The sequence below is a fragment of the Brevundimonas sanguinis genome (assembly GCF_029636725.1).
GTDB classification, from domain to species: domain Bacteria; phylum Pseudomonadota; class Alphaproteobacteria; order Caulobacterales; family Caulobacteraceae; genus Brevundimonas; species Brevundimonas sanguinis.
This window is the reverse complement of record NZ_CP116770.1, coordinates 2,618,861-2,642,588: the sequence shown is the minus strand read 5'-3', so window position 1 is coordinate 2,642,588 and position 23,728 is coordinate 2,618,861. Positions and strand designations below refer to the sequence as shown.

The 23,728-nt window shown below is 70.3% G+C and carries 26 protein-coding genes and 1 pseudogene; 23 read left to right on the top strand and 4 right to left on the bottom strand.

Going from position 1 to position 23,728, the window contains the following annotated elements:
* Positions 1-433: 433 nt before the first annotated feature.
* Positions 434-976: a DsrE family protein gene (locus PIB44_RS13015; protein WP_278069695.1), complete on the bottom strand. Its 543-nt coding sequence runs from the start codon at positions 974-976 to the stop codon at positions 434-436.
* 40 nt (positions 977-1,016) lie between these two features.
* Entirely contained in the window at positions 1,017-2,885 is a 1,869-nt protein-coding gene (locus PIB44_RS13010; protein WP_376787716.1) for an ABC-F family ATP-binding cassette domain-containing protein, read from the bottom strand.
* Positions 2,886-2,972: 87 nt separating this feature from the next.
* Between PIB44_RS13010 and PIB44_RS13005 the strand changes: the two genes are divergently transcribed.
* The 10 genes and pseudogenes from PIB44_RS13005 (at position 2,973) to PIB44_RS12960 (ending at position 11,512) form a co-directional block, all read left to right on the top strand.
* Positions 2,973-3,593: a TetR/AcrR family transcriptional regulator gene (locus PIB44_RS13005; RefSeq protein WP_278069693.1), complete on the top strand. Its 621-nt coding sequence runs from the start codon at positions 2,973-2,975 to the stop codon at positions 3,591-3,593.
* Positions 3,590-3,928, top strand: coding sequence for a DMT family transporter (locus PIB44_RS13000; RefSeq protein ID WP_025977889.1), 339 nt, complete (start codon positions 3,590-3,592; stop codon positions 3,926-3,928). The genes PIB44_RS13005 and PIB44_RS13000 overlap by 4 nt, the downstream gene beginning before the upstream one ends.
* Before the next feature lie 143 nt (positions 3,929-4,071).
* Positions 4,072-4,551 (top strand): YcgN family cysteine cluster protein, encoded by a 480-nt coding sequence (locus PIB44_RS12995; protein ID WP_278069692.1) that lies wholly within the window; start codon positions 4,072-4,074, stop codon positions 4,549-4,551.
* Positions 4,552-4,594: 43 nt separating this feature from the next.
* Entirely contained in the window at positions 4,595-7,018 is a 2,424-nt protein-coding gene (locus PIB44_RS12990) for a PAS domain-containing protein (protein ID WP_278069691.1), read from the top strand.
* A 109-nt stretch (positions 7,019-7,127) separates the two neighbouring features.
* Positions 7,128-8,150 (top strand): annotated as a pseudogene (locus PIB44_RS12985) (terminase large subunit domain-containing protein); the annotation flags it as partial.
* A 3-nt stretch (positions 8,151-8,153) separates the two neighbouring features.
* On the top strand, positions 8,154-8,732 hold the full coding sequence (locus tag PIB44_RS12980; protein ID WP_376787747.1) for a phage terminase large subunit family protein: 579 nt from the start codon (positions 8,154-8,156) through the stop codon (positions 8,730-8,732).
* Between the two features lie 85 nt (positions 8,733-8,817).
* Entirely contained in the window at positions 8,818-9,465 is a 648-nt protein-coding gene (locus PIB44_RS12975) for an IPTL-CTERM sorting domain-containing protein (RefSeq protein ID WP_278069689.1), read from the top strand.
* 93 nt (positions 9,466-9,558) lie between these two features.
* A complete protein-coding gene (locus PIB44_RS12970) occupies positions 9,559-10,710 on the top strand; it encodes a phage portal protein (protein ID WP_376787715.1) in 1,152 nt (383 codons plus the stop codon).
* Positions 10,711-10,718: 8 nt separating this feature from the next.
* Positions 10,719-10,934, top strand: coding sequence for a hypothetical protein (locus tag PIB44_RS12965; protein WP_317236573.1), 216 nt, complete (start codon positions 10,719-10,721; stop codon positions 10,932-10,934).
* A 200-nt stretch (positions 10,935-11,134) separates the two neighbouring features.
* Entirely contained in the window at positions 11,135-11,512 is a 378-nt protein-coding gene (locus PIB44_RS12960; protein WP_318035476.1) for an HK97 family phage prohead protease, read from the top strand.
* 7 nt (positions 11,513-11,519) lie between these two features.
* Here the strand turns inward: PIB44_RS12960 and PIB44_RS12955 are convergent, their stop codons facing one another.
* A complete protein-coding gene (locus PIB44_RS12955; protein WP_278069687.1) occupies positions 11,520-11,909 on the bottom strand; it encodes a hypothetical protein in 390 nt (129 codons plus the stop codon).
* Between the two features lie 151 nt (positions 11,910-12,060).
* On the opposite strand from PIB44_RS12955, the gene PIB44_RS12950 reads away from it, so the two are divergent.
* From PIB44_RS12950 to PIB44_RS12915, 8 genes are all read left to right on the top strand, one after another.
* A complete protein-coding gene (locus PIB44_RS12950) occupies positions 12,061-13,305 on the top strand; it encodes a phage major capsid protein (protein ID WP_278069686.1) in 1,245 nt (414 codons plus the stop codon).
* Between the two features lie 150 nt (positions 13,306-13,455).
* Positions 13,456-13,722 (top strand): head-tail connector protein, encoded by a 267-nt coding sequence (locus PIB44_RS12945; protein ID WP_278069685.1) that lies wholly within the window; start codon positions 13,456-13,458, stop codon positions 13,720-13,722.
* Positions 13,719-14,036 (top strand): phage head completion protein, encoded by a 318-nt coding sequence (locus tag PIB44_RS12940; RefSeq protein WP_253120670.1) that lies wholly within the window; start codon positions 13,719-13,721, stop codon positions 14,034-14,036. The genes PIB44_RS12945 and PIB44_RS12940 overlap by 4 nt, the downstream gene beginning before the upstream one ends.
* On the top strand, positions 14,033-14,440 hold the full coding sequence (locus PIB44_RS12935; protein WP_278069684.1) for a DUF3168 domain-containing protein: 408 nt from the start codon (positions 14,033-14,035) through the stop codon (positions 14,438-14,440). Before PIB44_RS12940 ends, PIB44_RS12935 begins: the two co-directional genes overlap by 4 nt.
* Positions 14,441-14,628: 188 nt before the next feature.
* The gene (locus PIB44_RS12930) at positions 14,629-15,039 is read left to right on the top strand and encodes a phage major tail protein, TP901-1 family (RefSeq protein WP_025977876.1); all 411 of its coding nucleotides are present in this window, start codon (positions 14,629-14,631) and stop codon (positions 15,037-15,039) included.
* The gene (locus PIB44_RS12925) at positions 15,039-15,329 is read left to right on the top strand and encodes a GTA-gp10 family protein (RefSeq protein ID WP_278069683.1); all 291 of its coding nucleotides are present in this window, start codon (positions 15,039-15,041) and stop codon (positions 15,327-15,329) included. The genes PIB44_RS12930 and PIB44_RS12925 overlap by 1 nt, the downstream gene beginning before the upstream one ends.
* Positions 15,329-15,505, top strand: coding sequence for a phage tail assembly chaperone (locus PIB44_RS12920; RefSeq protein ID WP_253120664.1), 177 nt, complete (start codon positions 15,329-15,331; stop codon positions 15,503-15,505). Before PIB44_RS12925 ends, PIB44_RS12920 begins: the two co-directional genes overlap by 1 nt.
* Complete coding sequence (locus tag PIB44_RS12915) at positions 15,495-16,031, top strand: phage tail tape measure protein (protein WP_278069682.1); 537 nt, start codon at positions 15,495-15,497, stop codon at positions 16,029-16,031. Before PIB44_RS12920 ends, PIB44_RS12915 begins: the two co-directional genes overlap by 11 nt.
* A gap of 125 nt (positions 16,032-16,156) precedes the next feature.
* Here PIB44_RS12915 and PIB44_RS12910 read toward each other — a convergent pair whose 3' ends face one another.
* Positions 16,157-16,864 carry a DUF805 domain-containing protein gene (locus PIB44_RS12910; RefSeq protein ID WP_278069681.1) on the bottom strand — a complete coding sequence of 236 codons (708 nt, stop codon included), beginning with the start codon at positions 16,862-16,864 and terminating at the stop codon, positions 16,157-16,159.
* 171 nt (positions 16,865-17,035) lie between these two features.
* On the opposite strand from PIB44_RS12910, the gene PIB44_RS12905 reads away from it, so the two are divergent.
* From PIB44_RS12905 to PIB44_RS12885, 5 genes are all read left to right on the top strand, one after another.
* On the top strand, positions 17,036-17,647 hold the full coding sequence (locus tag PIB44_RS12905; RefSeq protein WP_278069680.1) for a DUF2460 domain-containing protein: 612 nt from the start codon (positions 17,036-17,038) through the stop codon (positions 17,645-17,647).
* Positions 17,648-17,650: 3 nt separating this feature from the next.
* Complete coding sequence (locus PIB44_RS12900) at positions 17,651-18,304, top strand: phage/gene transfer agent baseplate hub protein (protein WP_278069679.1); 654 nt, start codon at positions 17,651-17,653, stop codon at positions 18,302-18,304.
* Positions 18,301-18,960, top strand: coding sequence for a C40 family peptidase (locus PIB44_RS12895; protein WP_278069678.1), 660 nt, complete (start codon positions 18,301-18,303; stop codon positions 18,958-18,960). Before PIB44_RS12900 ends, PIB44_RS12895 begins: the two co-directional genes overlap by 4 nt.
* A 3-nt stretch (positions 18,961-18,963) precedes the next feature.
* Positions 18,964-22,641 (top strand): baseplate multidomain protein megatron, encoded by a 3,678-nt coding sequence (locus tag PIB44_RS12890; RefSeq protein ID WP_278069677.1) that lies wholly within the window; start codon positions 18,964-18,966, stop codon positions 22,639-22,641.
* A 122-nt stretch (positions 22,642-22,763) separates the two neighbouring features.
* On the top strand, positions 22,764-23,696 hold the full coding sequence (locus PIB44_RS12885) for a DnaJ C-terminal domain-containing protein (protein ID WP_278069676.1): 933 nt from the start codon (positions 22,764-22,766) through the stop codon (positions 23,694-23,696).
* Positions 23,697-23,728: the final 32 nt, after the last annotated feature.

Below are 23,728 nucleotides of genomic sequence, written 5' to 3'. Positions count from 1 at the left end.
CGTCGTTCAGCGCCTGTTTCATCGGCTCCTGGTCTTCGGCGTTCCGCAAGGCGAACCTCGCGCCGTCCGTCGATCCCGGCCTGGTTCTCCGTGATCCCTGCGCCGAAACGCTAAAGGATCGGGAGCCTTGGCCCTGCGTCGGTGTTTCCGCGTCCTCCGAGGAGGCTTGGAACCCTGGGTCAGAGAGCCGGACCGATCCGCTTGATGTCCGGGTCTCCCCGGATTTCCGCGCCTCCGTGTCCCTTCGGCCTGTTGACGTTCCCGCGAAATCGGTTATTGGGCAAGCGCCCAAACCGGCGCGTCTGTGCGGAACCATCCCGGACCCGGTGGGCAAGTCTGTGGATATCTGTGGACGGACGAAATTCGCGCAGGCGGATCAGGATGTTGCGCTGTCCACAGGAAAAGCCGTTCGGCCCCGCGCCTGTCGCAAACTCTAGAGAATGAGGGCGTAGCCGGCCTGCTGGTGGTGAATGACGGTCATCATGGCGGCGGTATCGACCTGAACGCCAGGCTCCAGATCGGCGGGGGTCAGGCCGTTGGCGACCATCGACTGACCGCACAGGCGCACCTGAACCCCGGCGGCGAGGAGGGCGCGGATCAGGGCGCTGTTGGGATTGACCTGCCCCTTGCCGCGCGCGGCCCAGGCGGCGTCGGACAGGGTGGCGAGCGTGGCGCCTCCGTGCAGGACGGCGACGATCTTGCGGCGCTCGCCCGTCACGCCGCCGGCTTCGAGCAGATTGGTCAGGCGGGCCACGCGGTCGAGCGACTTGAGCGGCTTGTCGTCCGGCCCGCCCTGGGCCACGTCGAGGATGACCTTGTAGTCGCGCCCGGCGTCAGGTTGTTCGCCCGCATCAGGCAGGGCGGTGAAGGCGCCGTGGCCGACGACCGTCTGGGCTTGGGCTTGAGACGGGAGGGCGACGGTTGAGACGCCCAGAGCCCCGAGGGCCAGGACGAGGGCGGAGAGAACGGCTTTCATGCGGAGGTCCTGATTTAACGAGGGGTGCAGAGGCAGGCGATCACCCTGCCAGCGCCGCCTTCTTCTCTTCAAGCTCCAGCCAGTCGAGTTCGGCGGTTTCCAGTTCAGCGCGAGCCTTTTCGGCGGCCTTCATGGCGCGGTCGAAGGCGGCGGGATCGCGTGAATAGAGGTCGGGGTCGGCCAGGATGGCGTCCTGTTTGGCGATTTCGACCGGCAGGGTCTCCATCAGCTTTTCGACCTCTTCCAGACGGCGGGCGTCCTTGTAGGAGAGCTTCGCTTGTTTCTTGGGGGCGCGGTCAGAAGGCTCCGCCTTCTCGACCCGACGCGCCCCGGGGGCGGCTTCGGCGTGCGTCGGGGGCGGGGCGAGGAAGCCGGGGTTCTGGCGCAGGAAGTCCTGCCAGCCGCCGGGGGTCTCGACCACGTCGCCGCGGCCGTTCAGGGCGATGGTCGAGGTGGCCAGGCGGTCGACGAAATCACGGTCGTGCGACACCAGGATCAGGGTGCCGTCGTAGGATTCGAGCAGCTCTTCCAGCTTCTCCAGCGTGTCCATGTCGAGGTCGTTGGTCGGCTCGTCGAGGATCAGCAGGTTGGCGGGCTGGGCCAGGGCGCGCGCCAGCAGCAGGCGGTTGCGTTCGCCGCCCGACAGGGTGGAGATGGGCTGTTTCAACTGGGCTTCCTGGAACAGGAAGTCCTTGGCGTAGGCGGCGACGTGCATGGAGCGGCCGCGCACAAGGATGCTGTCGCCCCCGCCCGGCGTCAGGGCGTCCCACAGGGTCATGTCCGACTTCAGCCCCTCGCGCGACTGGTCGAGGTAAAGGGGCTCCAGATTGGCGCCCATGCGGACCGTGCCTTCGTCCGGGGCCAGTTCGCCCAGCAGCACCTTGACCAGGGTGGTCTTGCCCGCGCCGTTGGGGCCGACGATGGCCAGCCGGTCGCCGCGGATGATGCGGGTGGTCAGGTTCTTGAAGATGACGCGGTGGCCGAACGCCTTGCTGACGCCCTTGATGTCGGCCACCAGCTTGCCCGAGGCGCCGCCGGAATCGACGCCGAGGTTCAGTTCGCGCGGGATGTCCTTGACCCGTTCGGCCCGGTCCAGGCGCATCTGTTGCAGGGCGCGGGCGCGACCTTCATTGCGGGTGCGCTGGGCGGTGATGGAGCGGTAGAAGGTATAGGTCTCGGCCTCGATGCGCTTGGTCAGGCGGCGAAGGGACTCGGCCTCCTCCTCCATGACCTTGGCGGCCCAGTCGTCGAACTCGATGAAACCCTTGTTCAGGGTGCGGACCTTGCGGCCTTCCAGCCAGTGCACGGTGTCGGTGACGCGGTTCAGGAAGGCGCGGTCGTGGCTGACCACCAGCAGGGCGAAACGGGCCTGGATCAGCTCGTTTTCCAGCAGTTCGATGGCCAGGATGTCGAGGTGGTTGGTCGGCTCGTCCAGCAGCAGAAGGTCGGGCTCTTCGGCGAAGGCCTTGGCCAGGGCGGCGCGGCGGATCTCGCCGCCCGACAGGCCTTGCGTCGACTTGTTCGGGTTGAGGCCGAAGGTCTCGAGCCAGCTTTCGGCGGTCCAGCGTTCGGCCTCGCCCGAGGCGGCGTAGTCGGCCAGGGTCCATTCTTGAGTGGCCCTACCGCTCGCGACTTCGCGCTCGCTGCTTGAGGGCGGTGAGAGATCGGGTTCTTGCGGGACATAGGCGAAGCGGGTGCCGGCCTGGAACGAGCGGTCGCCCGAGTCCGGCTCGATCAGGCCCATGACCACCTTCATCAGGGTGGACTTGCCCGCCCCGTTGCGGCCGACCAGGGCGGCGCGGCTGCGCGGCTCCATCGCCATGTCGACGCCGTCGAACAGCGGGCGGGGGCCGTCCTGCAGGCGGACGTCCTTGAGGGCGACGAGAGGAGGGCGAGGGGCCATAGACACCAGTCCGAAAAGGGAGGCGACGCCTATAGCGCGTCGAGGGGGCGAAGGGCCAATATTTCAGGATTTACAAAAAACCGTCCAGACGGTATGTCGCGTCGCATGGACGCCCAACCGAACCGCCGCACGCCGGAAGACACCCGCCGCCAGATCATCGAAGCGGCCATCGAACTGGCCGCCGAACAGGGGGCGATGGCGCTGACGCTAGACGCCGTGGTGGGGCGGCTGCCCTTCAGCAAGGGCGCCCTGCTGCATCACTTTCCGACCAAACAGGCGTTGCTGGAAGGGGTGCTGGATCATCTGGCGCTGGAGATGACGACGGCGGTGCTGGCCGAGGCCGCGCGGGATCCCAACCCCTATGGCCGCAATGCGCGGGCCTATCTGAGGACGGTGGTCAATGAGCCGGCGACCGAGCGCGACGTGAGCATCGGCCGCGCCGTCCTGGCCGCCTGCGCCATAGAGCCCAGCCTGATCCCGCGCTGGCGCGAGGCGATCCGCAGCCTGACGGTGGGAGACCCGGAAGATCCGATGGGCCGGGACGACGCCCTGATGCTGCGGCTGATCGCCGACGGCCTGTGGATGAGCGATCTGTTCGGCACGCATGAGGTGTCGCTGGAACAGCGCCAGGCCCTGCTGTCGCTGCTGACGCCGGGCAGCCTGCTGACGGACGGCTATTCAGAGGCCGGCGCCAATGGGGAGACCGGCGCATGAGCCCGACCACCTGGCTGGCCCTGCTGGGCGCGATCGGCTTTGAGGTGATGGGCACGACCCTGCTGCAGCAGTCGCAGCAGTTCACCAAACCCCTGCCGACGGCGGGGCTGGCGGTCTGTTACGGCATCGCCTTCTATCTGCTGACGCTGGCGCTGAAGCAGATGCCGGTGGGGCTGGCCTATGCGATCTGGAGCGGGCTGGGGGTGGTGCTGATCTCGCTGATCGGCCTGGTCCTGTTCAAGCAGAAACTGGATGGCCCGGCCATCATCGGTCTGGGGCTGATCATCGGCGGGGTGGTGGTGATCAACCTGTTCTCGAAAAGCGTGACGCACTGAAGCGCGCCGGAGGGGCGGCTGAGACGCCGAGACCAGGATCGCCTGGCCTTCCCCACCCGGTCTTCGCTTCGCTTCGACCACCCTCCTCATGAAGGGGAGGGAGAAGGCGACAGCGGGGGTTTTGAGGCGTATAGGGCGCGCCCATGAGTTCCGCGCCCGCCAAGCCCTTCTGGGAAACCAAGACGCTCGCCGAGATGAATCCGGCCGAGTGGGAGAGCCTGTGCGACGGCTGCGGCCTGTGCTGCGTCATCCGGTTCGAGGACGAGGACACCGGCCGGATCATCCCGACGCGCGTGCATTGCAAGCTGTTCGACACGAACGCCTGCACCTGCACCGATTACGCCGATCGTCAGGCCGAGGTGCCGGACTGCGTGCAGCTGACGCCCGACAATATCGAGCGGCTGAAATGGATGCCGCTGTCGTGCGCCTATCGTCGGCTGCATGAAGGGCGGCCGCTGGCCTGGTGGCATCCGCTGGTCTCCGGCGACCGGGAGACGGTGCATACGGCCGGGGTGTCGGTGCGTCGCCAGACCGTGTGCGAGACGGCGCTGAAGGAGCCCGAGTACGCCCTGGAGTTCGAAGCGCCCGAATGGATGGCGGAACGGGGCGTCGCTAACGAATAATTCGGCGCCTGGGGGTTAGGGGCGTGGTCAGGGCGAGGGCGGAATGGACATTGTCGCAGCAGGAAAAGGGTCGGGAAACGGCGCGCGGGACGCGTTCGACCGGCTGACGGCGATCGCCTGCGCGACCTTCCGCACGCCCCACGCCATGATCGCGACGCTGGCTGAAGACCGGGCGGTCTTTCTGTCCGGGGTCGGGCTGGACGAGGTGAGCGTGCCGCGCCTCGACAGCGTCAGCCACCAGCTAGCGGCCATGGGGCCGGACGCCGTGATGGTGATCCAGGATGCGCGTGAGCATCCCGTCTATCGCCGCCATCCGATGGTGGTCGGGGCGCCCCATGTCCGCTTCTTTCTGGGCGCCACGGTGTGCGGCGCTGACGGGCGGCCCGCGGGGGCCATCGGCGTGATGGACGTTCAGCCGCGTTCGGCGCCGACGCAGGCCGAGCTGGACCTGATCCGCGAACTGGCCGGCCTGGCGGGCCAGTTGATGGAGCACGCCGAGGCGATGCGCCAAGAGGCTGCGCGCCTGGAGACGCTGCGGCTGGCCGAGGACATGGTCGGGGTCGGACGCTGGCGCTATGAGGTCGCGACCGGAGCGGTGACCTGGTCGGACGAGATCTATCGCATCCACGGGCGGGCGCCGGGCGCCTTCCATCCGAAGCTGGAGGATGTCTTCGGCCACTATCACGCGGACGACCGGGGCGAGGTCCAGCGGCTGGTCGAACGGGCGCTGAAGAGTGGCGAAGGCTATACCTTCAAGCTGAGGCTAGTAGGCGTGGACGGGGTCGAACGAGTGGTCGCCGCCGAGGGCGCCGCCGAGAAGGACGCCACCGGCCGGGTGATCGCCCTGTTCGGCGTGCTGCAGGACGTGACCGAGCGCGAGGCCTTGCTGCGTGCGGCCCAGACCAATGAGCGGCGCTATCGCCTGCTGGCCGAAAACACCGGCGACGTGATCACCCGCGTCAAGATGGACGGGTCGAGCAAATACATCTCGCCGGCGATCCAGCAGTTGCTGGGCTGGACCTTTGAGGACATGAGCGGCCAGTCGACCGACTATGTCCACCCCGAGGACCGGCTGCAGGTGCTCCAGGCGATCAGCGCGGCGGTCCAGACAGGCCAGCCGACGCGGCTGGAGCATCGGGCGGTGCACCGCCAGGGCCACACGGTATGGGTGGAGTCCGCCTTCAAGGCCCTGACCGACGAGCACGGCCAGGTCGACGACGTGGTGGTGGTGATCCGCGACATGACCCAGCGCAAGGTGCTGGAGGACGAGGTCATCGAGGCCAAGGAGCGAGCCGAGAAGGCCGCCCAGGCCAAGAGCGAGTTCCTGGCCAATATGAGCCATGAGCTGCGCACGCCCCTGACCAGCGTCATCGGCTTTTCGGGACTGTTGCAAGCCTCGGAGCATCTGCCGGCCGAAGAGCGGGTCTATGTCGAACGCATCGCCACGGCGTCAGAGGCGCTGCTGGGCGTCATCAACGACATTCTGGACTATTCCAAGCTGGAAGCCGACGCGATCGAGATGGACCCGGAGCCGTTCGATACGCGGGCCCTGGTGGACGGCGCGGCGGCCATCATCGAGAGCCAGTGCTCGGCCAAGGGGCTGACGCTGAACGTGGTGGTGGCGGCGGAAACGCCCGAGCGCCTGACCGGCGACAAGGGGCGGTTGCGGCAGGTGATGCTGAACTTCCTGTCCAATGCGGCCAAGTTCACCGCGCGGGGAGCGGTGACGCTGAAGGTCGGCGGGCGGCCGCTGGCGGACGGCGGCTGGCGGATGCGGGTGGAGGTGACCGACACCGGCATCGGCATCCCGTCCGAGAAGATCGGGGAACTGTTTCGGCGCTTCACCCAGGCCGACGCCTCGACCACGCGGGTCTATGGCGGGACGGGGCTGGGTCTGGCGATCTCGCGGCGACTGATCGAACTGATGGGCGGCGAGGTCGGGGTGGAAAGCGCGCCGGGCGCCGGCTCGACCTTCTGGTTCGAGGCGCCGCTGGCGGCGGCGACGGCCGAGGACGTTACGGCGGCAGGCGAGGAGGATCGCGCCCGCAAGGACGCCCTGCGCGGCCGGGTGCTGATGGCCGACGACGCGGCCGCCAACCGCGAGCTGGTCAGCGCCATTCTGAGAAACCTGGGGTTGGAGATCGATACGGTCGCCGACGGCGCCGAGGCGGTGCATGCGGCGCATTCAGGCGCCTATGACCTGGTGCTGATGGACGTGCACATGCCGGTCATGGACGGCCTGACCGCGACGCGGGAAATCCGCCGGATGCAGGCCCAGGGCGAGCGGCGGATCCCCATCCTGGCGCTGACGGCCAACGTGCAGGCGGACCAGGTGAAGCGTTGCCTGGAAGCGGGGATGGACGGCCATCTGGCCAAGCCGATCCAGATCGCGGAACTGGCGGCCGCCCTGTCGCGGTGGCTGAACGAGGCGGAAACGACGCCTGAAGAGACGCGGGCGGGCGCCTGACGCCGACGGTCTTTGCGACAGGGCGAGCCAAAGCCGGGAAATCCCTGCGTTTGACGCGATCCGGGCGCCCTTTGCGCGCCTGAGGACGCTGCTCGTCTATGGTTCAGTCATGGCGGGAAAAGCGGATCAGAGCGGGGCGGCGGGGACGACCGCGGCGTGGCTGGGCGAGGTCTTCGCCCGGCTGAGGGCCGCGACTGACGAGGCGATCGCCGTGGTGACGGCGGCCGAGCCGCCCGCCGATGTGGCCGAGGCCGAGAAGCGGGCGCGCGCCATCGGCGTTCTGGCCCGCACGGCCAAGGCGGTGGCGGCGCTGGAAGCCGACCTGATCCGCAAGAGCCGCAGCCCTGAAGAGGATGGAATGAGCGACGACGACCGTGACCTCAGCGACGCCGAACTGGCCGGGCTTCAGGCCGAATTCTTCGCCCGTGTCGATCATCTCGTCGCAGCCATCGAGCGCAAGTCGCTGGCTGCGGGACTGGATCGAGAGCCTGCCGCGCGAACAGCGGGGGCGGCGCTGAGGGCGGCCGTCAAGGCGACGCCGAGGCTGAACGACGACCAGATCGCGCCGCCTGAGGACTGGCGCACCTGGGTGCTGCTGGGGGGGCGCGGTTCGGGCAAGACCTTCGCCGGCGGCTTCTGGATGAACGAGCTGGCGCGGGGCGCGGATATGACCTTCGCCCTGGTCGGGACGGCGCTGCACGACGTGCGCGAGGTGATGGTCGAGGGGCCGTCGGGGCTGAAGGCTCAGGCGACGGCCGACAACCGGCCGCGCTGGGAAGCGGGGCGGCGAAGGCTGGTCTGGCCCTAGGGCGCGGCGGCCTATGCGTTTTCGGCCGAAGACCCGGACAGCCTGCGCGGGCCGCAGTTTCACGCCGCCTGGGCGGACGAGTTCTGCGCCTGGAGGAACATCGAGGCGACGCTGTCGAACCTGAGGTTCGGCCTGCGGCTGGGGACGGACCCTAAGCTGGCGATCACGACGACGCCCCGGCCGATCCCAGCCCTGAGGCGGCTGTTGGCCGAGCCGGGCGTGGCGACGGCCCGGCTGGCGACGAAGGACAACGAAGCCAATCTGGCGCCGGGGTTCCTGGGCCATCTGCAGAGCCTCTACGCCGGGACGCGGCTGGAGGCGCAGGAGATGGAAGGGCTGGTGGTCGAGGCCGACGGCGCCCTGTTCCGGGCCGAGGATCTGGCGCGGGCGCGGGGGAGCCGTCCGGCGAAGTTTGAGCGGGTGGTGGTGGCGGTCGATCCGCCAGCCAGCGCCCACGGCGACGCCTGCGGGATCGTGGTGGCGGGACGCTGGGACAGGACGGGCTATGTGCTGGCCGACCGTTCGGCGCGCGGCCTGTCGCCCGCCGGGTGGGCGCGGCGCGTGGCCGAGACCGCGCGCGAGTTCGACGCCGACCTGGTGCTGGCCGAGGCCAATCAGGGCGGGGAGATGGTGCGCGCCCTGCTGGGCCAGGCCGACTGTCCGGCGCAGGTGAAGCTGGTTCACGCCAGCCGGTCCAAGAAGGCGCGGGCCGAGCCGGTGGCGGCGCTCTACGAACAGGGGCGCGTGGTCCACTGCGGGGCGTTCCCGGCGCTGGAGGAAGAGATGATGGCGCTGGGCGGGGAGGCGCCGGGGGGCAAGAGCCCGGACCGGGCGGACGCCCTGGTGTGGGGGCTGACGCACCTGCTGCTGGCCGGGAAGACGCAGCCGAGGCTGCGGGCGTTGTGAGCGCTTCGAACTGTAAAATTCGAATGGCAAAGCTTGTTAAAGAACGTAGGTTAGTCGGGAGTCTTTCGAACAACGAAAAGAGATCATGGTGCTGCAGAAGATACGGATGAGCTTGGTCGCAGTCTTAGTGGCGATGGGGCTCTGGGCGACAGCGGGAAGCGCCTTGGCTCAGCGGGTCGAGCATGACGTGGCGGGGACCATGACGACCATGGTCGATAATAACCCCGATCGCATCGGGCAGGTGGTTACCGCGCCCGCAGGCTATGATCGTGTGAAGCGGTTCACTTATTGGATCGAGCCGGGCGCGAGCGGTGTGACGGTGCGGCCGGCGGTCCGAGGCTATGATTCCGTCTCGGATCGCTATGCCGATCACGTGATTGAGACGGGGCCGGACCAGACCTTGTCGGGGACGACGGCGAGGGCCGTCACGTTTGACTTCGACGCGCCGGTCGTCGCGGGCCAACAGTATATGCTGGCGCTGGAAGTCGTGAGCGGCGACGGCAAGATCGAGGTGGTCGACCCGGGCAGTTATGCTGATGGGTTCTGGCTGCAGGTCTATTTCAATTCGCCATTGCTCTTCCCGAACAAGGACGCCCGCTTCCGTGCCGAGTTCGGTCAGGCGGCGCCTGCGGCCATTCCGACAATGACGGAGTGGGCGATGATCCTGATGGCGCTGGCGATGGCTGGGGGAGCAGCGGTCGTGTTGCAGCGGCGTAGGACTGCAGCGGGTTAAACCGCTTCCGACATAATGAGGTCGAGCGCGGCCCCGGTCTGAGAAGGATCGGGGCCTTTTGCTGTCTGGAGGTTGAGAATGGGATGGTGGCGATTGCAGAGGCGCGCAGCGGAGCCGGCCTATGAGGAAAAGACATCGCGCACCGGGCCGCTGATCGCCCTGACCGGGGCGGGCCGCGCGCGATGGACGCCGCGCGATTATGCGCACCTGGCGGACGAGGGGTTCGGCAAGAACGCCGTGGCCTATCGCTGCGTGCGGATGATCGCGGAGGCGGCGGCCTCGACCCCGCTGATGGTGATGGTCGGGGGCGTGCGCAGCGCGGATCATCCGCTGGCGCGGCTGATCGACAAGCCCAATCCCGAGCAGTCGGGCGGGGAGTTGATGGAGGCGCTGTACGGCGCGCTGCAGACGGCGGGCAACGCCTATGTCGAGGCGATCGGCGACGCGGATGGAGACGGGGCGCCGGACGAGTTATGGGCGCTGCGGCCCGATCGGGTGAAGGTGGTCCCCGGGCGGGCGGGCTGGCCGGAAGCCTATGAGTATGCGGTCGGCGGGCGCGCGGTGCGGATCGGGCGGCATGGCGACGGCTGGTCGCCGGTCATGCATCTGAAGCTGTTTCATCCGACGGACGATCATTACGGGTTTTCACCGCTGGAGGCGGCGGCCTTCGCCATCGACGTGCACAACGCCTCGGGCGCCTGGAACAAGGCGCTGTTGGACAATGCGGCGCGGCCGTCGGGGGCGCTGGTCTATGGCGCCAGGGACGGCGAGCGGCTGACGGCGGATCAGTTCGAGGCGCTGAAGGCGGAGCTGGGGGAGGCCCACGCCGGGGCGCGCAACGCCGGGCGGCCGCTGCTGCTGGAAGGCGGGCTGGACTGGAAGCCGATGAGCCTGACGCCGCACGACATGGACTTCATCGCCGGCAAGCACGCGGCGGCGCGGGAGATCGCCCTGGCGTTCGGCGTGCCGCCGCAACTGCTGGGGATCCCGGGGGATGCGACCTACGCCAACTATCGCGAGGCCAACGCCGCCTTCTGGCGCGGGACGGTGATCCCGCTGGTGCGGAAGGCGGCCGGGGCGATGACGGGGTGGCTGGGCGGGCGGTTCACGGATTGCCGGATCGAGCCGGATTTGGATGCGGTTCCGGCCCTGCAGGTCGAGCGTGACGCGCTGTGGGCGCGGCTGAATGCCGCGAGCTTCCTGACCGAGGACGAGCGGCGCCGGATGGCGGGGGTGGGGGAGTGATGGAAGCGATGAGGAAGATGCCTGTCGCCCTAATGGCGGCCTTGCTGGTGCAGACCGTCGGCGGACTGGTGTGGGCCGGCGGGGCGGCGGCGCGGATCGCCACCCTGGAGCAGCGCGTGGACGAGCAGAGGCTGGTCGCCGAGCGGCTGGCGCGGCTGGAGGCGCAGGGCGAGGCGACACGCGCCGCGGTCGAGCGGATCGAGCGGCGGCTGGAGGAGAAATGATGGCGCAGGGATTTCTCCCTCCCCTTCATGGGGAGGGTGTCGGCGCAGCCGACGGGTGGGGAGGGGAGAGCAAATCGGGTCTGGCGGCTTATCAGCCAAGCCGTCCCCACCCGGCTTCGCCTGACGGCTCAGCCACCCTCCCCATAAAGGGGAGGGAGAAAGGGGCGCTCGCTATCCAAGGCTACGCCTCCCTGTGGGGCGTGGCGGATCTGAACGGGGACGTGACGGCGCGCGGCGTCTTCGCCGACAGCCTGGCCAAGACCGGCGCGGGCGGGGTGCGGATGCTGCACCAGCATGAGAGCCGCGCCGTGGTCGGCGTCTGGGACCGGATGGTCGAGGACGAGCAGGGCCTGTGGGTCGAGGGGCGGATCGAGGACTGGTCCGCCGAGGCCCGCTACGCCGCCGCCCTGACGCGCGCCGGGGCGCTGGACGGCCTGTCGATCGGCTTTCGTGCGACGAAGGCGCGGCGCGACGGGCGGCTTAGGGTGCTGAGCGCGGCGGAGCTGTGGGAGGTGTCGCTGGTGACGTTTCCGATGCTGCCGGGCGCGCGGTTTCAGGCGCGGGGGGCGGCGGGCTGATCCGGCGTCAGTCGGGCGAGGCCAGCGGGCGGTCGTCGCGACGTCCGTGCAGGCCGGGGGCCTCCTGGGCGTGGCCGCGCAGGGCGATGGCGCAGGATTCAGGGGTCTGGCGGGAGGCGACGGCGGGGCTGGCGCCGCGGTCATAGGCGGACCGGAGCGCGCGGCGTTCCGTCTCGTCGGCGGTCGGGGCGTGGCGGCGCAGATGGGCGGCGAAGCCCTGTTCGCCCGAAGGGGCGCGATTGAAGCGCTCGCACGCCCCCAGGGTCTCGAACAGACGGGCCTGCAGGGAAGCGTCGGCGGAGAGGCGGTTCTGTTGGGGAGGCATGGCGGCTGTTTCCGGCGTGGCGCACGACGGGAGAAGGGCGGCGGACAGGGCGATTATGACGAGTTTGAGCATCAATTCTTCCTGCATGAACGAGGACGCTAACACGCCTGCGCGAAGGCGCAACGAGGGCTGTGGCGCGACCTGCTGAAGCAAGATCGAGACGCGGCGTGGCAACCGCGTCTCCAGCGTAACCGCATCGTGCGGTTCTAACATCGGAGACACCATGAAAGAGACCAAGACCGTCTCGGGCAACCCCGAGGCGCGCGCCGCCATGCATGAGATGATGGCCGCGTTCGAGGCGTTCAAAGGGGCGAACGACGCCCGTCTGGACGAGATCGAGAAGAGGGCTTCGGCCGATGCGCTGCTGGAGGAGAAGGTGGCGCGCATCGATCAGGCCGTGGCGCAGGCGCAGGCGCGCATGGATCGCGTGCTGAGCGAGAGCCGCAGGCCGGGGTTGGAGGCCGGCGGCCCCTCCACCGCTTCGCGGTCCCCCTCCCCATTCCATGGGGAGGAGAAGAGCGCGTGGGACGGCTATATGAAATCGGGCGCGTCGCATGGCCTGGAGCTGAAGGCGGGGCTGTCGTCGGCGTCGAACTCGGCGGGCTATGTCGTGCCGCCGGAGACGGAGCGCGCCATCGAGCGCCGCCTGATGGCGGGCTCGCCAATGCGCGAGATCGCCACGGTGCGCACGGTCGGTTCGGGCGTGTTCAGGAAGCCGGTGTCGACGGCGGGCGTGCAGGCGGGCTGGGTGGCCGAGACGGCGGCCAGGCCGGAGACGGACCCGGCGACGCTGGCGCTGCTGGAGTTCTCCTCGGCCGATCTCTACGCCTGTCCGGCGGCGACGCAGAGCCTGCTGGACGACGCGCTGATCGATCTGGACGAATGGCTGGCGGCCGAGGTCGAGGACGCCTTCGCGGCGCAGGAGACGGCGGCCTTTGTCAGCGGCGACGGGGTCAACAAGCCCAAGGGCTTTCTGGCCTACGCCAATGCGGCCGAAGGAACGCAGACCTGGGGCCAGATCGGCACGGTGGCGTCAGGGGCTGCGGGCGGTTTCGCCTCGACCAACCCGGCGGACAAGCTGATCGACCTGATCTATGCGCCCAAGGCTCAGTATCGGCCGAACGGGCGTTTCGTGATGAACCGACGCACGGTCTCGGCGGTGCGCAAGTTCAAGGATGCGGACGGCAACTATGTCTGGTCGCCGGCGACGCGGCCGGGCGAGACGGCCTCGCTGCTGGGCTATCCGGTCACCGAGATCGAGACCATGCCGGATATCGGCGCCAACAGCCTGTCGATCGCGTTCGGCGACTTTGCGCGCGGCTATCTGATCGTCGACCGCGCGGGGGTGCGAGTGCTGCGCGATCCCTATTCGGCCAAGCCCTATGTGCTGTTCTACACGACAAAGCGCGTGGGCGGCGGGGTGCAGAACTTCGACGCGATCAAGCTGATGAAGTTCGCTGCTTCCTGAGGAAGCGAGTGACGAGTGGCGTGTGGCGAGTGGCGAGAGCCGCTCGTCACGGGCCGGGGCGTGAAATAGGCGAGCGAGGCGAGTTGAGGGGGGCGTTTCTCGCCCCTCGTCACTCGCCCCTCGCCACTACCGAGCAAAGCGAGGTCCAAAATGACCGCACCCGTGAGCCTCACGGAGGCGAAGCTGTTCCTGCGCGTCGAGCATGAGGCGGAGGACGGGCTGATCCAGACGCTGATCGACGCGGCCAGGGCGCGGGTGGAGGGGGAGGTCGGGTTGAGCCTGACCTCGACCTCGCCGGCGCCGCTGCGGCTGGCGGTGATGATGCTGGTGATGCGCGCCTATGAGCGCGGCGACGGCGAGATGAGCGCGGCGCCGGTCGAGGGGTGGATCGCGCCCTATCGCGTGGTGCGGCTGTGAGCGCGGGCGCGATGAAGGTGGTGGCGTCGCTGGTGCGGCCGGTGGAGGCGCAGACGCCCTATGGCGGGCGCGTCGTCAGCTATGAGCCGGTCGGGTCGCTGTGGCTGAGCCTGGGGGCGCGGCGGCGGCGCGAGCGGACGGACGCGGGCGTGACGCGCGGCGTGGAGACGCTGAGCGCCACGGTGCGGGCCGATCCGAGGCTGGAGGAGGGGCTGGTGGTCCGCTTCGGCGGGGCGGACTGGGGCGTGGTCGGGATCGAGGCCGATCCGAAGACGGCAGGCCGGGCAAGGCTGAGCCTGGAGCGGGCGCGATGAAGGATCATGAAGGGGCGCTGGTGAAGGCGCTGATCGCGCATCTGGGCGGCGACGGGGCGCTGAAGGCGCTGCTGGGCGATCCGGTGCGGGTCTGGGATGAGCCGCCGCAGGGGGCTGCGTTTCCGCATCTGGTGATCGGGCGGTGCGAGAGCCGGCCGCTGAACGCCGACGGCGGCGGGGTGGAGCAGAGGCTGACCCTGACCTGCGCCAGTCGGTTCAGGGGGCTGGAGGAGGCGCGGGCGGTGGCGGCGGCGGTGCGGGCGCGGGTCGCCGATGCGCGGCTGGAGGCGGATGGGGTGAGGGCGGTCAGCGTGGCGGTGACGTTTACGGACCTGTTCCGCAGCCCGGATCTGAAGCGGGCGTGGGCGGTGATGCGGCTGCGGGCCGTGACGGAAGAGGTTTAGCGCGGCGCCTCTCCCTCCCCTTCATGGGGAGGGTGGTCGCGATAGCGACCGGGTGGGGGCGCGGGGCGATCGGGGCGCGGCGTGGAAATGGCCTGGCCCTCCCCACCCGGCCTCGCCTGCGCTCGGCCACCCTCCCCATAAAGGGGAGGGAGAAGGCGTGCGTGTTCTGGAAAACGAAGCGAGGAAAGATGACGGCGCAACGGGGCAAGGACATCCTGCTGAAGATTGAGGGCGCCGCTGGCGCCTTCATCACTGTGGCGGGGCTGAGGGCGAGGACGATCTCGCTGAACGCCAAGACGGTGGACGCGACCGACAGCGACAGCGCCGGGCGGTGGCGCGAGCTGCTGGCGGGCGCGGGCGTGAAGTCGGCGGCGGTGTCGGGGCAGGGAATCTTTCGCGACGCGGCGTCGGACGCCCTGATCCGCGAGGCGTTCTTTGAGCAGGCGGCGAAGACGTGGCGGCTGATCGTGCCGGACTTCGGCGTGCTGGAGGGGCCGTTCCTGGTCGCCGCGCTGGAATATGCGGGCGAGCATGAGGGCGAGGCCAGCTTTGCGCTGAGCCTGGCCAGCGCGGGCGAGATCCGTTTCGAGGCGCTGTGATGGCGAACGGCGTGCGGGGCGAGGTGGTCGCGAGGCTGGCGGGGGCGGAGCGGACGCTGTGCCTGACGCTGGGCGCCTTGGCGGAGATCGAGACGGAGCTGGGCGTGGCCGGGATGGCGGCGCTGGCGGAGCGGATGCGCTCGCTGTCGGCGCGCGATCTGATGGTGGTCCTGGCGGCGCTGTTGCGCGGCGGGGGGGAGGTTGCGCTGGCGGACGGACTGGCGAGCGCGCCGGTTGATCCGCGCGAGGCGGCGGGGGCGGTGGCGAAGGCGTTTGCGGCGGCGGCCTGATGACTCCTTGGAGCGAGATGATGCAGGCGGCGGCGCGGATGGGCGTGGGGCCGGAGGGCTTCTGGCGGCTGTCGCTCAAGGAGTGGCGGATGCTGACGGCGGGGCCGGCGCGGGCGGCGCCCCTGGGGCGCAGCGAACTGGAGCGGATGCAGGAGATGTGGCCGGATGAGCGATAGTTTCAGGCCGGACGGCGTCGACGCCGTGCCGGTGAAGGCGGCGGAGGCGGCGGCGGCGCTCGAGGCGCTGAAGGAGCCGGCCGAGCGGGCGGCGGCCTCGATCGAGGATGCGTTCGGGCGGGCGGGGGCCAGTCTGACGCGCTCGCTGGCGCGGGCGGCGGCGGACGGGCAGGTGACGCTGGCTGAGCTGGCGCGGGCGGTGCTGAACGCCGTCAATGCGGCGGCCGGCGTGCGCGGCGGCGGGGGACTGTCGGGCGCCATAGCGGCGGCGATGGGCGGCTTCGGCGGCGCGCGGGCGGACGGCGGGCCGGTGCTGGGCGGGGGCGCCTATCTGGTCGGCGAGCGCGGGCCGGAGGTGTTTCGCCCGGCGGGCGCCGGGACGATCGAGCCGATGGGCGGTCACTCTGGCTCTGGGGGCGGCGTGACGGTGAACGTCACGGTGGACGGCGGCGCCGAGGGCCTGTTGCGGTCAGAGACGCAGATCGCACGGATGCTGGCGCGGGCGACGGCGCTGGGCGCGCGCTGACCCGCTCAAGCAGCGAGGCGCCGCGCGCCGAGCGGTAGCGACCAACCAGCTCAAGCAGCGAGGCGCCGCGCGCCGAACGGTAGCGCGCAACAAAAAAGAGCGCTCCGAAGAGCGCTCTTTGGGACCTATTCGCCCTTGGGGTTGGGGCCGTATTTGTTGGGGCCGGGTTGGCTGCCGCCGAAGCCGAGCCACATCCAGAAGCCGAAGCTGACCAGACCGGCCAGGAACATCAGGCCGAAGGCGGCGCCGCCGGTGGCGACGAGCAGTTCGGGGTCCATCGACTGCACGGCGTTGGGGTCGCTCAGGATCGACAGGCCGAAGGCGCTGACCAGCATGGCGAGCGAGGCGTACCAGAGCGCCCAGGGGATGACGACCAGCCAGCCCGGCTTGCCCATGTCATGGAAGCGTTTGAAGCCGACCGCCAGGTGCAGGACCATCACGGCGAGGCCGAGGATGAAGCTGACCTTGGGCACGAAGTTCAGGATCAGGCCGACGACGAACAGGATGGCCCAGCTGATCCAGAAGTCCCGGCGCCGCAGGCGGCCCTTGAACGAGAAGAGGGCGGTCTTGATGTCGTAGCCGGCTGCGGGCTGGGCGCTGGCCGAGGGGGTGGCGCCTGCAGCCTGGCCGAAGGCTGCGGCGGCGGTGGCGGACGGCAGAAGCATGATCTGGGTCGCCTCCATGCCTTCGGGCACGAAATCGACGCGCACGCCGGCGGCCATCGCGCCCTCGCCCTGAACGGCGGTGCGCGCGAAGCCGTAACGGAGGCTGTCGTCGCCGCTGATCAGACCCGTGCCGGTCGCCTCGTCATAGCTGAGAATTTCGCCGCGCACGCGGATCTCCTGTCGTTGGACGGCTTTGCCGTGGTGTGGCGAAAGCATGGCCGACACCGGCGGCGCGGACAACCCAAAGCGTGACGTTAGGCAAGGTTTTTCGCGACGCGTTCGCGAGCGGTCCCGGCCGGGACGCAATCCAGACATTGAGACAGGATGTGGAGGGGACGCATGGCCTTTCATGAGGTGCGCCTGCCGGCGCGGCTGGGGTTCGGCTCGACCGGCGGCGTCGAGCGCAGGACGGAGATCACGACGCTGGCGTCGGGGTTCGAGCGGCGCTCGACGCCGTGGGCCGATGGGCGCAGGCGCTATCTGATCGGGGCGGGCCTGCGCTCGCTGGACGACATGGCGGCGCTGACGAGTTTCTTCGAGGCGCGACGCGGGCGGCTGCATGGGTTCCGGTTTCGCGACTTTGCGGACTTCAGGAGCGGGGCGCCGGGGGCGGCCGTGACGCCGCTGGATCAGGCGATCGGGACCGGCGACGGCGAAACGCGGACGTTTCAGCTGTGCAAGGCCTATGGCGATCATCGGCGGCTCATCGCCAAGCCGGTCGAGGGATCGGTGCGGGTGGCCGTGGCGGGCGTGGAGACGGCGGGCTTCAGCCTGGAGGCGACGACGGGGCGGGTGACGCTGGCGACGGCGCCGCCGAAGGGGGCGGCGGTGAGCGCGGGGTTCGCCTTCGACGTGCCGGTGCGGTTCGACGCGGACCGGATGGAGGTAACGCTGGAGAGCTTCGGCGCCGGGCGGATGGTCGCCATGCCGCTGATCGAGGTGCGGGTCTGAGCCATGCGCAATGTTCCCGATGAACTGGCCGCCCGCATCGAAAGCGGGGCGGCGACGCTTTGCCATGTCTGGCTGCTGAGGCGGGCGGACGAGCGGGCGATGGGCTTCACAGACCATGACCGCGATCTGGAGGTCGAGGGCGTGGCTTGCCGGGCGGCCAGCGGCTGGACCGGCGGGGCGGGCGAGGGCGAGGTCGGGCTGGCGGCGGGGTCGCTGTCGGCCTCGGGCGGGCTGGATGATGCGGCGATCACCGAAGAGGACATAGCGGCGGGGCGGTATGACGCCGCCGAGGTCGAGCTGTGGCGCGTGGACTGGATGCGGCCGGACCTGAGGGTAGGGCTGTGGAAGGGGCGGCTGGCGCGGATACGGCGCGAGGAGGGGCGGTTCATCGCCGATCTGGACGGGCCGATGGCGGCGCTGGAGCGGGTCGTCGGGCGGACCTATGGCCGGGGCTGCGACGCGGTGCTGGGCGATGGGCGCTGCGGGCTGGAGGCGGCGGCGGTCGCGGGGCGCAGCTGCGACAAGCGGTGGGCGACCTGCGTGGGCGTGTTCGGCAATGGGGTGAACTTTCAAGGGTTCCCGGACGTGCCGGGCGAGGACTTCCTGACGGCGCGGCCGGCAAGCGGGCGCAATGACGGCGGGAGCCGCAGGCGATGAGGAAGATCAGCGCCGACCCTTCCCTCCCCGTCCTGGGGAGGGTGGTCGCGCAGCGACCGGGTGGGGAGGGCTCGGCGATACAGGACGCCGCGATCCTGGACGCCGCCATGCAGAGAGAGGCGTTTGAGGCGCCTGGCCGCCCCCACCCGGCGTCGCCCTGCGGGCTCAGCCACCCTCCCCGGGACGGGGAGGGAGAGGCGGCGCGCCGTGCAATCATCGTGGCCGCCGCGCGGGGCTGGCTGGGCACGCCGTATCGGCATCAGTGCAGTGTGAAGGGCGAGGGGGCGGACTGCCTGGGGCTGGTGCGCGGGGTGTGGCGCGAGGTGATGGGCGAAGAGCCGGAGGCGCCGCCGCCCTATCGCCCTGACTGGGCCGAGGTCGGGGGCGAGGAGGCGCTGTGGGCGGCGGCGCGGCGCTGGCTGGTGGAGATATCGCCCGAGCGGGCGGGGCTGGGCGACGTGCTGCTGTTCCGCATGGCGGCGGGGGCGCCGGCCAAACACTGCGCGGTGTTGAGCGCGGTAGAGGGGCCCGAGTGGCGGATGATCCACGGCTATTGGGGCCGCTCGGTCGTGGAGAGCTGGATGGGGCCGTGGTGGCGGCGGCGGCTGGTCGCGGCCTTTCGCTGGCCTGAATCCCGGACGATTTTGAAGGAGTAGATGATGGCGCAGGTGCTGCTGGGCGGCCTTGGCGGGATGGCGGGCGTCAGCAGCCTAGGCCTTTTGGCCGGGGGGCTGCTGGGGCGGGCGCTGGACGACCGGCTGATCGCTGGATTGTCGCCGGCGCGGCAGGTCGGGCCGAGGCTGGAGGGGCTGAAGCTGCAATCCTCCGCCGAGGGGGCGCCGATGGCCTGCGTCTTCGGCCGGGCGCGGGTGACGGGGCAGGTGATCTGGGCCGCGCGGTTTCTGGAGCGCAAGGAGAAGCGCTCGGCCGGCAAGGCGGGAAAGACGGTCGACTACGCCTATTCGCTGAGTTTCGCGGTGGCCCTGTGCGAAGGGCCGATCGACGGGGTGGGGCGCATCTGGGCCGACGGCCAGCCGATGGACATGACGGGCGTGACCATGCGCCTGCATCGCGGGACGCAGGATCAGATGCCCGACCCGCTGATCGAGGCGGTGGAGGGACGGGCGCCCGCCTATCGCGGGACGGCCTATGTGGTGTTCGAGGACCTGCCGCTGGACGCCTATGGCGACCGGGCGCCGCAGCTGTCGTTTGAGGTGTTCCGCCGCCCGCAGGGCGCCGAACCGCAGATGGAGGATCGGCTGGAGGGCGTGTGCCTGATCCCCGGCGCGGGCGAGTTCTGTCTGGCGAGCGAGCCGGTGATGCGGCGAGAGGGGCTGACGAAATCGACGCCCGAGAATGTGCATCTGACGGCGGGGCAGACGGATCTGGAGGCGTCGCTGGATCAGTTGACGGCCCAGGCGCCGAGGCTGAAACGCGTCAGTCTGGTGGTCGGCTGGTTCGGCGACGACATACGCATGAGCCATTGCCGCATCCGGCCGGGGGTGGAGCGGCGGCAGAAGCCGACCGAGCCGCTGGTCTGGCGCGTGGCCGGGGTCGAGCGGGCGGACGCGCATCTGATCTCTCAGGTCGAGGATGGCCCGGCCTATGGCGGCACGCCGTCGGACGACAGCGTACGACAGGCGATCCGGTCGCTGAAGGCGCGCGGGCTGGAGGTGACGCTGTATCCCTTCGTCTTCATGGACTGCCCCGGCTATCCGTGGCGGGGGCGCATTGAGGGGACGCATGGAGCGGGGGCGACGGCCGAGGTCGCGGCCCTGTTCGGGGCGGCGGACGGCTGGGGCCTGCGTCGACTGGCGCTGCACTATGCCAGGATCGCGGCCGAGGAGGGGGCGGACGGGCTGCTGATCGGCTCGGAGATGCGCGGGCTGACCTGGACGCGCGATGCGGGCGGGGGCTTTCCGGCGGTGGCGCAGTTGCGGACGCTGGCGGCCGAATGCCGGGCGGTGGTCGGGCCGGGGGTGAAGCTCAGCTACGCCGCTGACTGGTCGGAGTATTTCGGCTGGCAGCGGGAGGGAGAGGTAAGGTTTCACCTCGATCCTTTGTGGGCTGATCCGAACATCGATTACGTCGCCATCGACTGGTACCCGCCGATGGGGGACTGGCGCGGCGGCGACGGCGGGCTGGATGCGCAAGCGTTCCGTGGACCGTCGGACCCGGCCTATCTGGCGGCGCAGGTGGCGGGCGGCGAGGGGTATGACTGGTTCTACGCCAACGCGGCGGATCGGGCGGCGCAGCGGCGCACGGCGATCGAGGACGGCGCCCACGGCGAGGACTGGATCTGGCGTTACAAGGACCTGAAGGGGTGGTGGTCCAACCCGCACCATGAGCGCATCGGCGGGGTTCGGCAGGCGGCGCCGACGGCCTGGGTTCCGCAGATGAAGCCGATCCGGCTGACCGAGTTCGGCTGTGCGGCGGTGGATCGCGGGGGCAATGCGCCGAACCTGTTCCAGGACCCGAAGAGCAGCGAGAACGCCCTGCCGCCGCACTCGACCGGGGCGCGCGACGACCGGATGCAGCGGCGGCTGATCGAGGCGGTGCTGACGCACTATGCGCAGCCGGCGAACAACCCGATCTCGGGCGTCTATGGCGGGCCGATGCTGCAGGGGGCGGATGTCTGGTGCTGGGACGCGCGGCCCTATCCGGCGTTTCCGGCGCTGGCTGAGGTGTGGGCGGACGCGGGCGCCTGGCGCACGGGGCACTGGCTGAACGGGCGGATGGGCGGCGATGCGCGCGGCCTGATCGAGGCGATCCTGAAACGCGGCGGGTTGGCCGAGACGGACTATACGGTCGGGGCGGTGGACGGCGCGGTGACGGGCTATGTCGTCGACCGGCCGATGGCGACGAAGGATGCGCTTGCGCCGCTGGTGCAGGCGCTGGGGGCGACGGCGGCCGAGCGTGACGGTCGGGTGGCCGTGCTGGGCGAAACGGCGCGGGAGATGACGCTGGATCTGGCGGCGCTGGCCCTGCCTGACAAGGGCGGGAGCGCGGCGGCCGAGCGGCGGCTGACGCCTCGGCCCAGCGCGGCGCGGTTGCGCTTCATTGATGAGGCGGCGGACTATCAACTGGGCGCCGTGACTGTGTGCGGGGACGGCGAGGGCGGCGGCGTGGATGCGGCGCTGCCCGCCGTGGTCGGGGCCGGGCTGGCGACGGCGGCGGCGCAGCGGCTGTTGCAGGGCGAGGCGGCCGAGCGGCTGACGCTGAAGCTGGGGCCGCTGGAGGCGCTGAGGCTGGAGCCGGGCGATGTGGCGGCGGTGGAGGCGCGCGCGGGCAACTGGCGCGTCGAGCAACTGGACTGGGACGAGACGCCCAGGGCGGTGCTGACGCCCGTGGTCGAGGCCATCGTCGTGGATGCGCCGGAAGACTGGCGCGGGGACGGCGGCGGGACGCCGATAGCGGGGGCGCCGTTCCTGATGCTGCTGGACCTGCCGCCGCTGCCGGGAGAGGAGGCGGACGGGCGGCCGGTGGTCGCCGCGGCGGCCGAGCCGTGGACGCCGATGGCGCTGCATGGCGGCGCGTCGGTCGACAGTCTGACGCCAAGGGCGGTGGTGGAGACGCCCGCGACGGTGGGGACGCTGACGGCGCCCCTGCGGCCCGGCGTGGTCGGCCGCTGGGACGAGACGGCCGTGCTGAGCGTGCGGATAGAGGGGCAGGCGCCCCAGAGCCGGGCGGCCGAGGCGGTGCTGTCGGGGGCCAATCTGCTGGCGGTGCGCAACGGAGAAGGATGGGAGTTGGTGCAGTTCCGCCGGGCCGAACTGGTCGGCGGCGACGTGTGGCGTTTAAGCGGCCTGCTGCGCGGTCAGCAGGGGACGGAGGAAGCGGCCGCGCGCGGGGCGGAAGCGGGGGCGTTGGTCGTGGTGCTGGAGCGCGGCATGGCGCGCGCCGAGGTCGATGCGGTCGAGCGGGGACTGCCTCGGATCTGGCGGGCGGGGCCGGCAGGCGCGCCGCCGGGCGGGACGGGGATGACGGAGGTCGGCTTCACCTGGGCCAACCGGAGTGCGGCGCCGTGGCGACCGGCGCGCTTACGGGCTGCGTCGGAGGGCGGCGGGTGGCGGTTGAGCTGGACGCCCCGCGTGCGTCTGGGCGGCGACGGCTGGGACGCTGAGCCGGTCGAGGTCGATCCGAGGCGCTTCCGCATGCGGGTGCTGGACGGCGCTGTCGTGCGGCGGGTCTGGGAGGTCGAGGGGCTGGCGACCCTCTATGGCGCGGCCGAGGTCGCGGCGGACTTTCCGGGCGGGCGCGGGGCGGACGCGCACGTCGCTGTAGCCCAATGGGGCGACGGATATGGCTGGGGCCCGGAGGCGGTGGCGGGATTGTGACGTGGCCACCTCTCCTGTTGTGACAGGGGCGAGTAGGCGGAAACCATCCTCGCCCCTTTCGGCGGGCGGTTGCATGGCTTAACTGACGCTCTGGTCTGTGTTGATCCGGAGTGGAGCGAAAATTGGCTGGCGATCCCTATCAGGAACTGGGCGTTTCCAAGGGCGCGAGCGCGGACGAGATCAAGAAGGCGTTCCGCAAGCTGGCCAAGGAACTGCACCCCGACAAGAACCCCGGCGACAAGGCGGCCGAGGAGCGGTTCAAGCGCATCACCGCCGCCTTCGATCTGCTGGGCGACGCGGAGAAGCGCGCGAAGTATGATCGCGGCGAGATCGACGCCGACGGACGCGAGCAATTCCGAGGCTTTGGCGGCGCTCAGGGCGGGCGGCCGGGCGGCGGCGGTTTCGGCGGCTTCGGCTTCGGCGGGCGCGGCGAGGGCGGCCCCGGCGGGCGGGCCAGTTTTGACGACATCGACCTGGAAGAAATCTTCGGCGCCTTTGGAGGCGGCGGACGCAGCGCCGGGCGCGGTTTCGGCGGCGGGCGCGGGCAGGACGTGCGGGCCACCCTCGACATCAGTCTTGAGGACGCGATCGCCGGGACGACGCGGCGCATCCAGTTCTCGGACGGGCGGATGCTCGACGTGGCCATCCCCAAGGGCGCGGCGGACGGTCAGACGATCCGGTTGAAGGGGCAGGGCGCGCCGGGGCGCGGCGGTCAGGCGGGCGACGCCCTGATCGAACTGCGTATCCAGCCGCACCCGGTGTTCAAGCGCGACGGCGCCGACCTGACGATGGATCTGCCGGTGTCGGTTCCGGATGCGGTGCTGGGCGGCAAAATCCAGGTGCCGACGCCCGAGGGTGCGGTGATGATGACCATTCCCAAGGGGTCGAACTCGGGCAAGGTGCTGCGGCTGAAGGGGCGCGGCGCCTATGCGAACGGCAGGCGCGGCGATCTGATGGCCAGGCTGGTGGTGACGCTGCCTGAGGCGCCGGATGACGAACTGGTCCGGTTTGCGACGGAATGGCGTGAGCGCCGGCCCTATAAGCCTGGCCGTTGATGGCCTAAGGCTGACGCTTCCTTCTCCTCCCC